Below are 12932 nucleotides of genomic sequence, written 5' to 3'. Positions count from 1 at the left end.
CCCCAATGCAGCTTCAGCGGTACGCCGTGTAAGCGCAACTCTTCGCCTGGTCTCCGGCGATGAGACCGCGGAACGCGAACGTGTTATCCCTTCATGTGCGGATACCGATAGTCCGTTGCCGGGACGTAGGTCTCTTTGACTGTGCGAGGCGATACCCAACGCAAGAGGTTGAGAATCGAGCCAGCCTTGTCGTTAGTCCCACTGCGGCGGCCGCCGCCAAAGGGTTGCTGTCCAACGACCGCGCCCGTCGGTTTGTCGTTCACGTAGAAGTTACCCGCGGCAAATCTAAGACCAGCGCTCGCTTCATTGATCGCTGCCCTGTCGGTCGCGAACACCGCGCCAGTGAGCCCGTACGGGCTGGTTTCGTCGACGAGCTTGAGAATTTCAGGCCACTCTTCATCGCGGTACACATACACAGACAGGACCGGCCCGAAAATCTCCTCCTGCATCGTGACAAATCGAGGATCACGAACCTCAATGACCGTAGGCGACACAAAGTAGCCCTTTCGGGCGTCGCACTGGCCGCCGGCGAGGATGGACGCCTCCCCGGAACGCCGGGCCGTATCGATATATCCATTGATCCGCTCGTAGGCACGCTGATCGATAACCGCGCCCATGAAGTTAGAGAGATCCCGCACATCCCCCATCTTCAAAGTCGAAAGATCGTCGAGGAGTCGCGCTTTGACGCGCGGCCAGAGCGATGCTGGGACGTATGCGCGCGACGCCGCACTGCACTTTTGCCCCTGGTATTCGCATGCGCCTCGGAGCAATGCAGTGCTCAGCGCGTCCGCATCTGCCGACGCATGAGCAAGAACGAAGTCCTTTCCTCCCGTTTCCCCAACCAGCCGGGGATAGCTTCGATAGTTCGGAAGCTGCTCCGAGACGGAGCGCCAGAGGTTGTCGAACACCGCAGTCGAGCCAGTGAAATGGAGGCCCGCAAATGAAGTTGAGCCAAGCGCGACAGACGAAACCGTCTTTGCGTCTCCTGGGACAAAATTGATGACCCCAGGCGGGAGTCCCGCCGCCTCGAGTAGTTGCAGAACATAGTAGTTGCTGAGCGCCGCGGTGGCTGCCGGCTTCCATAGCACAGAGTTCCCCATCAGCGCGGGGGCACAGGCCAGGTTGCCGCCGATGGCCGTGAAGTTGAAGGGGGTAACCGCGTAAACGAAGCCTTCGAGCGGCCGATACTCAAGCGCGTTTCGCGCACCCGCAGCGGAGATTGGCTGCAACTCCTGCAACTCTCGCGCGAACTGGACATTCCACCGCAGGAAATCGATCAGTTCACACGCCGAGTCGATCTCGGCCTGATATACGGTCTTGCTCTGTCCCAGCATTGTCGCGGCGTTCAGTTTGTGACGCCACGGCCCCGAAAGCAGATCGGCGGCCCGCAGGAACACCGCTGCACGCTCCTCCAGCGGCCAGTTGGACCACTCCAGTTGATTCTCACGATGCGACTGGATGGCCGCCTGCACGTTTTCTGTCGACGCCTGCTGCACGTTTGCGATCAGGTGATGATGATCGTGGGGACACGTTACCGGCAGCCGTTCTCCCCCCCCAATTCGCTCGCCATTGACGATAACCGGAATATTGACGACCTCTGCGGCCTGACGCACGAGTTCACTTTCGAGCGCGGCGCGCTCCGGTGAACCCGGAGCATATGTGAGGATAGGTTCATTCTGTACATGCGCAGACGCCATAAGGCTCGTCTCCAATTCTCTAGAAGTTCAAAGGAATTGAAAACGTATCCAATACCAACGTCTCCAACCATCCTTCCAAGGGATGAGCACGTTGTCGCCGGCGCTTCCACGACAGCAACGGAAAGGTGTGCGATTCTGCAGCGAGCAGCAGGCGTCGTCACATCCAATCCGGCCTTTGATGCGAACGGACGTTCGCTTTCCTGGGGCTCGCGTTGGAGTGCCCCTTCCTGCTTACCCGGACCAGCGCCGCTCGGTGCTCGCCTGCTACCCCGTTATCACGCCCTCGTTTTCCGAGCGCTCGCGGCGTCGCCAACATTGCGGCACGCTTAAATGAATGCTTTTCGCCGAGTGCGAAGCGGGCCAGCGGTCCTGCAGCAGACAAACCTTCGAGTGGCTTACGGCATTCAGGTTGGAGGCTGGATACACGTGGGCGGTTATTGTTATTTAAACAACGCCGCCATTGCCGCGCAACATGCTATCGAGTGCGGCGCACAACGTGTTGCGATCATCGACATCGACGTCCATCACGGCAACGGCACGCAGGACATCTTCTATGACCGCCCGGATGTTCTGTTTCACGTCGATCCACGGAGAGCCGTCTGTTTCTTACCCGTACTTCTCTGGGTATGCCGAGGAACGGGGCACCGGCGCAGGCGAAGATTTTAATCTGAACTTGCCAATGCCGAAAGGCACGGTCTGGAGCGGTTACGAGGAAGCCTTGCGCCATGCGTGCTCGGCGATCGCGGCTCACGCGGCCGATGTGCTCGTCGTCTCAATTGGCGTCGACACTTTCGAGCACGATCCGATTAGCCACTTCCGACTGCACACGCAAGACTATCTGCGCATCGGCGAAGCGCTCGAACGTCTGGGCGTCCCGACGCTGTTTGTGATGGAGGGGGGTACATGGTCGATGAAATCGGCGTCAATGCCGTCAACGTGCTGCTCGGTTCGAAGGGAGATCCTGATTGAGCCAGTGCGCCCCTGCTCGATGCCACCAGCTTCACGTCACTGAATCCTCACAGCAGCAGCGGTTCAACACGACTAATCTCGTGTCGACGGCTCCAGAGTATCCGTCAGGAACTGGTGACGACGCCGCCTTTGCGCGCTAAGTTGCCTCGCAAATCAGTTCCATCTTTTTTGCATCTTTAGATAGGGAAGTCCCAATGACTCGCTTCATAGACGTCCCTACCATGTCCCGACTCATCGAGACTGTAGGCCTGCAGGAATTCATCGGGAACTCGCCGATACTATTCGCCATGATTTCGTAAACTGGCCTGATTTCGAGAAGTCGGCGCGCGTCGCCAGTCACTCCGAGATCGGTGTAATCGAGTTGATGCCGGTATCCAACGCGCAGCGCTACAAATACGTCAACGGGCATCCGAAAAATACGCAACGCGTGATGTACACGGTCATGGCCTTCGGCGTTCTGGCGGATGTTGACACGGGTTACCCGATTCTGCTGTCGGAACTCACCGTGGCCACGGCACTGAGAACCTGCGCAACGTCGCTCACGGCTGCGCGCGCGCTTGCGCGGCCCGACGCGCGACGGATGGCGCTGATCGGCAACGGTGTCCAAAGTGAATTCCAGGCGCTCGCGTTTCATAGTCATCTCGGCATCGACGAGATCGTCGCCTACGACGTCGATCCGCAGGCGACAAATATGCTGATCCACAATCTCGCTACCTTTCCGTCGCTTAAGATCACTCGTGCAAACTCAACCTCGGAGGCAGTGCGCGGCGCCGACATCGTCACCACCGTGACGGCCGACAAGGCGTATGCGACTATCCTGACGCCCGATATGATCGAGCCCGGTATGGGGGTAGCGGCAAGGGAAGCGTAAATTCCTATCATAAGCATTTGTGTTATAAAAACGCGCAGAATCATTTCGAACTGACCTGGTAACGACCAGGTTTTCTTCGGCTAATCTGAGCGGCCTGCTGCGATCAGGACGACTCGCATGGCCACCATCGAACGTACTGCGTATCCGCGCTTTCCCAAGGTCCTTGCGCGGGACCTGCAAACCTGCTACACACCCCTGCCCGATGAACTGGAATGGGCGCGGCGGTCGTCCCGGGGCGAGCGACCCCGGCTGGGTCTGCTGGTGCTCCTGAAAGTCTTCCAGCAGATGCATCATTTCCCGTCGCTCGACAGCATCCCGGCGGCCGTCGTCGAACACGTGCGCGCGGCGGCAAATATCGGTCCCGCAGTACGCTTCGGTTATGACACGCAGGCATCGCCCACGCTGTTCCGGCATTACGCTGCAGTTCGCGAGCACCTCGGTGTCAAGCCGTACTACGGCACCGACGCGGGCACGATCGCGACGCGCGCCGCACATACGGCTGCGCTGTCCATGGACCAGCCGGTCGACATTATCAATGCCACGATCGATGAACTGATCGCGCAGGACATCGAACTACCGGCTTTCTCGACGCTGGACCGGATTACCGAGCAGATCCATGCAAAGACCCAGGCGCGGCTTTTCCGGCGGGTCGCACGACGCCTGACCAATGAACAGAAGAACAATCTGGACCGTCTGCTGGCCCGCGACCTGTCGAGCCGGCAGACCGCCTACAACCGCATCAAGCGCCACGCGAGGCGGCCATCGCGGCAGCACCTGGACCTGCTGATTGACCAGATCACCTGGCTCGACGAGATCGGGGACTTCACGATTGCGCTCGCCGGCGCCCCGGCATCAAAGCTTCGATCACTGGCCAATCAGGCGATGGCGCTCGATGCGTCCGCCCTCCGGAAAGACACCCTTCCCGAGAAGCGCTACACATTGATCGTGGCGCTGCTTAATCGCATGCGCGTGCGTGCCCGCGACGATCTCGCCGACATGTTCGTGCGACGTATGGGTGCGATCCACAAGCGCGCGAGCGATGAACTGGAAATCGTTCAGCGCAGGCAGCGTGACAAGGTCGAGGATCTCGTGGTCCTGCTCGATGGCGTCGTCGACATTCTTGCTGACGAGTCCGACGAGCGGACGATCGCGCAGTCCATACGAAAGTGGCTTGCACCGAAAGGCGATCTCGAACCGCTGCGTGAGAGCTGTGCCGAGATCCGCGCATTCAGCGGCCGCAATCACCTGCCGCTACTCTGGAAGCATTTCGGGGCGCACCGTTCGGTCCTCATGCGGGTCGCCCGCACACTCGTATGGGATTCCACGAGTCAGGTACGCACGCTCCTCGATGCGCTCGGCGTTGTGCTGGAGAACGAAACGTTACACCGCGAATGGATCGATGCCGACGTGGACCTGAGTTTCGCCGCGGCGCGCTGGCGCAAGCTTGTGCGGCGCTCCCACGGTGAAGGGGCGCCGACCAACCGGCGCTATCTTGAGCTGTGCGTGTTCTCGTACATGGCTGAGGAACTGCGCGTTGGCGACCTGTGCGTGTCCGGGTCCGATGCCTACGCCGACTATCGCGACCGCCTGCTGCCGTGGCGACAGTGTGAGCAGCAGTTGCCCGACTACTGCGCGAAAGTCGGCCTGCCGGAAACGGGCAGCGAATTCGTTGCCCAACTGCGTCAGTGGTTGACCGACGCCGCGCGCAAGCTTGACGACGAGTATCCGCGCAAGCGCGAACATGTCACGATCGACCAGAAAGGCGAGCCAATCCTGCGAAAGACCATCGCCAGGGAAATTCCAGCCAGTGCGATCGCCCTTCAGGAGCGGATCAATGCGCGTCTGCCGACCCGCAATGTGCTCGACATTCTCGCGAACATCGAGCACTGGACGCATTTTACCCGCCACTTCGGACCATTGTCCGGGATCGATCCGCAAGGCAGCCGAGCGGTATTTGCTGACGATTTTCGCGATGGGCTGCAGCCTGGGTCCGACCCAGGCTGCACGCCATCTTGATACCGACGTGACGGCGCACATGCTGTCATTCGTGAACCGTCGGTATATGAATCTGGACAGGCTCGAGGCCGCGCAGCGCGAGTTGATCGAGCTATACCTGCGGCTCGATCTGCCAAAGCACTGGGGCGACGGCAAGACTGTAGCGGCCGACGGCACGCAGTACGACTTCTACGACAACAACCTGCTGGCCGGCTATCACTTCCGCTACCGGAAAATGGGTGCGGTCGCCTACCGCCACGTCGCCGACAACTATATCGCGGTATTCCGGCATTTCATCCCGCCGGGCGTCTGGGAAGCGATCTATGTAATCGAAGGGCTGCTCAAGGCCGGCCTGTCCGTCAAGGCGGCCACTGTGCATGCGGATACGCAGGGACAATCGGCCGCCGTGTTTGCGTTCACCCATCTGCTGGGCATCAAGCTGATGCCCAGAATCCGCAACTGGAAAGACCTCGTGCTGTACAGCCCGCACAGCGATGCGAAGTACAGGCAATCGACGGGCTTTTCACGGCGACCATCGACTGGGTGCTGATTGAACGGCACTGGCAGGAGCTCATGCAGGTGGCGGTGTCGATCTAGGCGGGCACGATTTCTTCGCCGTTGCTGCTGCGCCGCCTTGGGTCCGAGAGCCGCAAGAACCGCCTGTATCTCGCTGCACGCGAACTCGGCAACGTCGTGCGGACAGTCTTTCTGCTCGAATGGATCGGCAGCCGGGAACTGCGCCAGGACGTGACGGCAAACACCAACAAGATCGAGTCGTACAACGGCTTCGCGAAATGGCTGTCGTTCGGCGGCGATGTGATCGCGGAGAATGAGCCGTAAGAGCAGCAAAAACGGCTACGCTACAATGACCTCATCGCATCGGCCGTGATCCGGCAAAACACAGTGGACATGATGCGGGCCCTGCGCGACATGGTGGCCGAGGGCGAGAAGGTCCGCACCGAGGACATTGAATTCGTGAGCCCGTATGCGACGCACAACATTCGCCGCTTCGGGCGCTACCGGCTGCATCTGGAACGTCCGCCCGAAAGCTGGATCAACGATGCCCTGTTTGGCCGGGCGGCCCGGCCTGGCAACGAAATGAGGTAACGCTGGATGAGTGCAAAAGCCGCGGTGACCGCCACGCCGTACGGGGAAGTTGATGCCGCCGCACTGGAAGGGCTGCAGTCGCACTATGACACGACGCGGGTGCTCGATGCGGTGGATACGCTCGACGAGCTGCGCACGGGCCTTAACGATCCGGAAGGCCTGCGGGACGATCTGCTGCGCCTGCACGGTATGGCGCATGCGCTCGTCAACGGTGCGAGCTTCGCGGCAACAACCCGGGACGCGTCGATTGTCGAACAGATCTAGGATGTGATCGACCAGATCGATCACTATGTCACCGGGCTTTTATCGATCCGTGATGCACTGCACCCGCTCGAAGCGCTCCGTCACGAAGATATGGCAGGCCCGGATCGCGATTGAGCTGGCAGCGAATCTCCCCCGGTACGTATCCGTCAGGGGAACGTGGAGTGACGCCTCGATCCAGCACCTATGCTGCAGGCAATGCGATGACGGGTAGTTCCTGCACGTCCGCGCCTAGCGTTGCTAGTGCCGATTCGATGCGGTGTTGCGCGAACGGATCGGCGGCGTCAATGTAGCGCATCGCAGAGCGCACGTCTTTCCAGCCAACGTACTGCATCAGCATCTTCAGATCCCAGCCGTTCGAGTTGGCCCACGTTGCGAAGCCCCGCCGTAGCGAATGGCTGCTGTAGCTGTCCGGCGCGGCCAGGCCTGCTGCATGGAAAAGCGCACGCAACAGCGGCACGAAGCTGCCCGCATGCAGTCCCTCGTCGCTGATGTTTCCCCAGCGGTCTATGCTCCTGAACACGGGCCCTTCCGTCAGGCCGGACGCCGCAATCCACGCCTCGCAGGCCGTCACCGGACACAGGCGTGAAAGCGCCGGGGCCTTGAAGGTCGTGCCCTGCTGCGCGCGGTCGCCTTTCGTGCGCGGCAGGTACAACGTCATGCCGCGGCCCGCCTCAACGGCTACGTGCTCGATTCGCAGCCGGCTGAGTTCGTCCGAGCGAAAGCCGCGCCAGAAACCCAGCAGCACCAGCGCCCGGTTGCGAATGCACGCGAGGCGCTCGCGCCCGTCGGCTTCCTAGCGATCTGCTGATCGAGCCAGGCCGTGAGCTTTTCGAGCTGCGCGAGCTGCATGGGTTTCGCCCGCTTCTCGGTTGCGGGATGCAGCGCGACGATGCCTCTGAGGACCTTGCGTACATGCGGCGCCTTCGTCGGATCCGGAAAACCCTGCGTCTGATGCCATTGCGCGAGCGCTGCAAGCCGCGAGCGCACGGTATTGACCGACAGGGTTTCTGCATGATCGGCAACGTACCGCGCAATCATGTCAGCGCTCGCGGGCAGAAAGCCGCCCCATTCAACCTCGAAATGCCGGAGTGCCGACTGGCAACTGCGCCGGGTGTTTTCGCGCGTCGCGGCTTCGACGTAGCGATCGATGGCAGACATGGCTCGTGGGTAAAATCAGGTGATCTGTATCGGAGACGATGATATGCAACAACGAACGTGTGCGCCAGCCGGCGTGCTCGATGGGAGCCAGGGTTTCGGCCGGTGAAGCGATGAACGAAGGCAAGCTGCTACAGGCAGACTGGGAAAATTTCACACGCGAGGAGCTGCTCGCGGAGCTCACCCGCCTGCAGGCCGAAATCGCGCGGCTCACCGCCTTGCTGCCGGCAACGCTGCAGGCACAGGCAAAGCCCGTGCGGGTGGCCCGGAACGAACCATCGCCAGCAGTGCGAAACACGGGCGCCCCCGTACTTTCGCCCGAGCAGAAGGTACAGCTCTTCCGGCGGCTGTTTCGCGGCCGCACGGATGTCTATCCGCTACGCTGGGAAAGCCGCAATTCCGGAAAATCCGGCTACGCGCCGGCGTGCGCCAACGAATGGCGCGCCGGAATCTGCGAAAAGCCCCGCATCCGGTGCGCCGACTGCGGGCATCGTGTACTGCTGACGCTGAACGACCAGGTCGTCTATACGCACCTGGCCGGCGATCGCACAGTGGGCCTCTATCCGCTGATGCCGGACGGCACCTGCTACCTGCTCGCTGTCGACTTCGACGAGGAAGGCTGGCGTGAAGATGCGCAGGCGTTCCGGCAATCCTGCCTCGAGATGGACGTGCCGGTATCGCTCGAAATCTCGCGTTCAGGCAATGGCGCGCACGCGTGGATCTTCTTCTCGTCGGCCGTTGCTGCACGTGACGCGCGACGGATGGGCTCCGCCATCATCAGCCACACCTGCACCCGGACCCGTCAGCTCGAACTGACGTCCTACGACCGGCTCTTCCCGAACCAGGATGTGCTGCCCAAAGGCGGCTTCGGTAACCTCATTGCCCTGCCGCTGCAGAAGCAGCCACGCGAGCATGGCTGGAGCGTGTTTGTCGATGACGGCTTTCAGCCGTACGCTGACCAGTGGTCGTATCTCGCGTCCGCGCAAACCATGGACAGCCGCGACATCGAGCGGGTGATCTTTCGCGCCACGGGCGGTGCGCACCCGCTCGACGTCGCGTTCATCGCCGAGGAGGATCAGGCCGAGCCGTGGAAGCCGCCACCCGCGCAGCCGAAGCGGCTGGCCGGAACGATGCCGGCATCGCTCACACTGACGCTCGCGAACCAGCTCTATCTTGAAAAGGCGCAGCTTCCGCAGGCACTGCTCAACCGGCTCATCCGGCTGGCCGCCTTCCAGAATCCGGAGTTCTACCGGGCCCAGGCGTGCGGCTTCAGCGTATGGGACAAGCCACGCATCATTGGGCGCGCCGAGAACTGCCCGCGCCACATTGCATTGCCGCGCGGATGCCTTGACGACGTCGTGACGCTACTGCGAGATAACGACATCGCCTGCGACATCCGCGACGAGCGCTGCACCGGCGAGCCGCTTGCAGTTCCGTTTGCCGGCACGTTGCGCGATGACCAGCAGGCGGCCGTTACCGACCTGCTGCGACACGACACCGGCATCCTGCATGCGCCGACGGCGTTCGGCAAGACCGTGACGGCGGCCGCGATGATCGCGCAGCGTGGCGTCAACACGCTTGTGCTTGTGCACCGCCGGGAGCTGCTTGACCAGTGGCGTGAACGCCTGCAGTCGTTTCTCGCACTCGACGCGCGCGCGATCGGCACGATTGGCGGCGGCAAGTCGAAAGCGACCGGCCGGATCGACGTCGCGATGCTGCAGTCGGTGGCGCCCGATGGTGCCCGCGGCGAGCTGTTGCGGCGTTACGGCCATGTCATTGTCGACGAATGTCACCACGTCTCGGCGGATTCCTTCGAGGTGGTGCTCAAGGCCGTCCATGCCCGTTACGTGCTGGGTCTGACTGCCACGCCCGTGCGGCGCGACAGCCAGCAACCGGTGATGTTCATGCTGTGCGGGCCGATCCGGCATGCGGCGAAATCCCCGGCCAGCGCGCCCCAGATGCTCGAGGTATTCCCGCAAAGGCTCACCGCCGCAGTGGACATTACTGCCGACGCGCCGATCCAGGAAGTCTTCGCGCGTCTCGCTCAGGACGCGTCGCGCACGCGCATGATCGCCACGGCCATCCATGAGCAATACGCGCGGGGACGCAACGTGCTGGTGCTCACCGAGCGCACAGACCATCTCGAAAGCCTGCAGCAGGCCCTGGAAGACACCGTGCAACCGCTGTTCGTGCTGCACGGCCGCCTCGGCAGGAAAGCGCGGGTGGCGCGGCTGGCTGCCCTTGACGCGCTGGCCGATGACACGCCCCGGGTCGTGCTGGCGACCGGCAGGCTCGTAGGCGAAGGCTTCGACCATCCGGCGCTGGACACCCTGGTGCTGGCCATGCCGGTTGCGTGGAGGGGCACGCTGCAGCAGTATGCCGGCCGACTGCACCGCGAGCATGCGGGCAAGACCGGCGTACTGGTGATCGATTACGTTGACGGCGGCCATCCGGCACTGCAGCGCATGTGGGAGAAACGCCAGCGCGGCTACCGGGCGATGGGCTATCAGGTCCGCACGCCCGGAGAAAATCTCCAGCTGCTGCTGGCCTGAAATCCGGGCAGCGAATCCGCATTCCGTACCGTTTCCGGCCACCGGAGGTCACTTTTCGGCTCTCACATTCAATAATCCTCGTTTATCGCAGGCCAGTAGCGCCCACATCAGGCCGCTCTTGACCGCGTTGGTTGATACGTATATGCATGGTACGTAATGCAGTACGATATTCGAGCGAGGAAGCAGATGGCCCGCACCGGTCTTACGCGCATGGACGTAAAGCGCGCCCGCGACGCGTTGCTCGCGCAGGGGCAGCACACATCAATCGACGCGATACGTATCGCGCTCGGCAACACGGGCTCGAAAACCACGATCCACCGGTACCTGAAGGAACTGGAGGAAGATGAGGGCGCGTCACTCACACGCGCCGGGTCGCTCTCGGACGCGATCCAGGATCCGGTGGCCCGGCTCGCGGCCCGCCTGCATGAAGAAGCACAAGCCCTCGTCGACCAGCAGGCCGCCGCTGCGGCCGCGCAGCGCAGCGCCAGCAGGCGCAGTCCGAAATCGCAAGGCTCGGCGCTGAGCTGGCCACGGTGCGGGAGCAACTCTCCGGCGCCACCGCCGCCCTTTGCGCGGAGCAGGAGGCGCACGCCGGGACTCGTGTGGCGTTGCATCAGCGCGACCTGGACGTCGAGCGGCTCACCCAACAGGTAGGCGACCAGACCGAGCGCCTTGCCGAGCAGGGTACGGCCGCGCGCAAGCAGCGCGAACAGGATGCGCACCGACATGAGCAGCAGGTCCAGCAGGTGCAGGCTGAGCTACGCCAGGCGAACCAGACGGCCATCGTCCGGCAGAACGAGATCACACAGCTGAACCGGGACAACGCGCGGCTCGTCGCAGAAGCGACGGCCATGACCCGGCTCGCACGCGATCAGCAGGCACATGGCGAGGCGCTGCAGTCCGCCCTCAATCGTGCGCTCATCAATCGGGCGCGCGCCGAGGCCGAGCGCGACGCAGCGCAGTCGGCCGCCGATGCGCGGGCAGCCGAGCTGCTCCAGGTACGCGAGGCTCGCGACTCGCTCCGCGCGGACCTCGCGAAGCTGGCCGCGCAGGTCGAAGCACAGCAGCAGCTCCTGGTGGACCACCGGATGAGGCTGGGCGGCGCGGACGCGGCTGGCTGAAAGCGCCGCATCGCGTGCCGAAAGGACGTCAGAATAGTAACGCGCACGCCTTTCGGCAGCTTGCCATGAAGCATTCCGGCTTTCGCGTCAGCCCGGAGTTTCATGGCTCCGGCGGGTTGCGCACCATTCACCTTCTTCTCTTCCATGCGCTTCGCTACGGGAATCTGGCATGAGCGAATACCAATACTACGAGTTTGCATGCGTCGACCAGCTGCCTACGGCGCCCCAGCAGGCAGAGTTGCGCAGTTTCTTGTTCGCCCCCCTCCTCCTTGTGATAGATCACCGAGATGACGGACCCGACGAGGTCGTGCCGATTGTGCAGTACCTCGTTCGTGTAGGCCCACAACCTACTTCCTCGTGCGTACCTGCATCGACAGGCTCGCAGGAGACTGTCAGCACACGATCTCCAAAGCCATGCTGCACGTTCAGGTAAAGGGACTCCATCGCGTCGAGCAGAGACTTGACAGGTATGCGATGCGTCCTGATCGCGTTCTTCCGCATCCTGAGCTGGCGCATATTCTGGATCACCATGCTCGGCCGCTCGGCGCCACGAGCCGCCGCCGAACTCGCGTTCACGCGCACCGAAATCGAACTGCTTGAACATGTCGTTCACGACACGCCTCATAACGCACGAGACCACCGCTCGTGCACGACGTCATCAGGCTAGCCCAGCTCTGTGGTTACCTTGCGCGTGGCAGCGACCCTCCGCCGGACAATACCGTGATCTGGCGCGGGATACGACGTCTGACTGATATCCAGATCGGCATGAGCTCGCGCTAAAATGAAGTGCGTAATTGCAAGGCTGGTGCCACGCTTACATCCATAAGGCTCTTCGAAATTTTCAGGTGCGACTCGATAAGTTCCGTCCGACGTTTCTCAAAGCCTGCTACAAGTTGACTTTAGTCGTTGTTCTGCTGGCGAACAATAGCAGTTCCGCTTTAGTCATACGATCCACGCCGAGTCGATTGGAATTCCGGCCCTGTTCAAAATAATTTATGCCGTTGATTACAGAAGCGATTTCCACCGTCGCCTTGATTGTCGGGGCATCGACGCCTACTTTTTCGCCGAGCGCGTACCAAGGAACCAAGATATACGGAATGTCCTCAGATAAATACCTGTCCTGCATGTGCGCTGGTGTTATCTTCGTTGCGTTGTGAACTTTCGTTTGAAAAGCAAATTCAGAGAAGTTGCGTAACTGTTC

At 61.8% G+C, this 12932-nt stretch carries 9 protein-coding genes and 3 pseudogenes; 8 read left to right on the top strand and 4 right to left on the bottom strand.

Annotated features, from left to right (window positions below):
- Positions 1-83: 83 nt before the first annotated feature.
- On the bottom strand, positions 84-1697 hold the full coding sequence (gene pruA / locus BMI01S_RS34140) for an L-glutamate gamma-semialdehyde dehydrogenase (RefSeq protein WP_028232727.1): 1614 nt from the start codon (positions 1695-1697) through the stop codon (positions 84-86).
- 423 nt (positions 1698-2120) lie between these two features.
- Between pruA and BMI01S_RS34135 the strand changes: the two are divergent.
- From BMI01S_RS34135 to tnpC, 4 genes and pseudogenes are all read left to right on the top strand, one after another.
- Positions 2121-2666, top strand: a pseudogene (locus tag BMI01S_RS34135) (histone deacetylase family protein); the annotation flags it as partial.
- Between the two features lie 194 nt (positions 2667-2860).
- Positions 2861-3525 (top strand): annotated as a pseudogene (locus tag BMI01S_RS34130) (ornithine cyclodeaminase); the annotation flags it as partial.
- A 129-nt stretch (positions 3526-3654) separates the two neighbouring features.
- A pseudogene (locus tag BMI01S_RS34125) lies at positions 3655-6639 on the top strand (Tn3 family transposase).
- Between the two features lie 6 nt (positions 6640-6645).
- Positions 6646-6903, top strand: a complete 258-nt coding sequence (tnpC, locus tag BMI01S_RS34120) for a Tn3 family transposase post-transcriptional regulator TnpC (protein WP_306303755.1) — start codon at positions 6646-6648, stop codon at positions 6901-6903.
- A gap of 181 nt (positions 6904-7084) precedes the next feature.
- Here the strand turns inward: tnpC and BMI01S_RS43495 are convergent, their stop codons facing one another.
- Positions 7085-7648 carry a site-specific integrase gene (locus tag BMI01S_RS43495; RefSeq protein WP_244145483.1) on the bottom strand — a complete coding sequence of 188 codons (564 nt, stop codon included), beginning with the start codon at positions 7646-7648 and terminating at the stop codon, positions 7085-7087.
- Positions 7582-8061, bottom strand: coding sequence for a hypothetical protein (locus tag BMI01S_RS43490; RefSeq protein ID WP_244145484.1), 480 nt, complete (start codon positions 8059-8061; stop codon positions 7582-7584). The genes BMI01S_RS43495 and BMI01S_RS43490 overlap by 67 nt, the downstream gene beginning before the upstream one ends.
- A gap of 110 nt (positions 8062-8171) precedes the next feature.
- On the opposite strand from BMI01S_RS43490, the gene BMI01S_RS34110 reads away from it, so the two are divergent.
- The 4 genes from BMI01S_RS34110 to BMI01S_RS41455 all read left to right on the top strand — a co-directional run bounded on the left by BMI01S_RS34110 (position 8172) and on the right by BMI01S_RS41455 (position 12398).
- Complete coding sequence (locus tag BMI01S_RS34110; protein WP_051381580.1) at positions 8172-10610, top strand: TOTE conflict system archaeo-eukaryotic primase domain-containing protein; 2439 nt, start codon at positions 8172-8174, stop codon at positions 10608-10610.
- Positions 10611-10796: 186 nt separating this feature from the next.
- The gene (locus tag BMI01S_RS43485; RefSeq protein ID WP_244145485.1) at positions 10797-11264 is read left to right on the top strand and encodes a DNA-binding protein; all 468 of its coding nucleotides are present in this window, start codon (positions 10797-10799) and stop codon (positions 11262-11264) included.
- Entirely contained in the window at positions 11213-11731 is a 519-nt protein-coding gene (locus BMI01S_RS43480) for an integrase (RefSeq protein ID WP_244145486.1), read from the top strand. Before BMI01S_RS43485 ends, BMI01S_RS43480 begins: the two co-directional genes overlap by 52 nt.
- 460 nt (positions 11732-12191) lie before the next feature.
- The gene (locus tag BMI01S_RS41455; protein ID WP_154671460.1) at positions 12192-12398 is read left to right on the top strand and encodes a hypothetical protein; all 207 of its coding nucleotides are present in this window, start codon (positions 12192-12194) and stop codon (positions 12396-12398) included.
- Positions 12399-12617: 219 nt separating this feature from the next.
- Here the strand turns inward: BMI01S_RS41455 and BMI01S_RS34090 are convergent.
- Positions 12618-12932, bottom strand: a 315-nt coding sequence (locus tag BMI01S_RS34090; protein ID WP_042292299.1) for an NAD/NADP octopine/nopaline dehydrogenase family protein, incomplete at its 5' end; no start/stop codon positions are given.

The sequence above is a fragment of the Paraburkholderia mimosarum LMG 23256 = NBRC 106338 genome (assembly GCF_000739815.1).
Classification (GTDB): domain Bacteria; phylum Pseudomonadota; class Gammaproteobacteria; order Burkholderiales; family Burkholderiaceae; genus Paraburkholderia; species Paraburkholderia mimosarum.
The sequence above is the reverse complement of the archived record's forward strand: the minus strand, read 5'-3'. Positions and strand labels throughout refer to the sequence as shown.

What these genes read in the sequence shown, in the direction of transcription:
- tnpC (WP_306303755.1), top strand. Translation starts at nt 6,646, where the DNA reads ATGAGTGCAAAAGCCGCGGTGACCGCCACGCCGTACGGGGAAGTTGAT.
- BMI01S_RS43490 (WP_244145484.1), bottom strand. Translation starts at nt 8,061, where the DNA reads ATGTCTGCCATCGATCGCTACGTCGAAGCCGCGACGCGCGAAAACACC.
- BMI01S_RS34110 (WP_051381580.1), top strand. Translation starts at nt 8,172, where the DNA reads ATGAACGAAGGCAAGCTGCTACAGGCAGACTGGGAAAATTTCACACGC.
- BMI01S_RS43485 (WP_244145485.1), top strand. Translation starts at nt 10,797, where the DNA reads ATGGCCCGCACCGGTCTTACGCGCATGGACGTAAAGCGCGCCCGCGAC.
- pruA (WP_028232727.1), bottom strand. Translation starts at nt 1,697, where the DNA reads ATGGCGTCTGCGCATGTACAGAATGAACCTATCCTCACATATGCTCCG.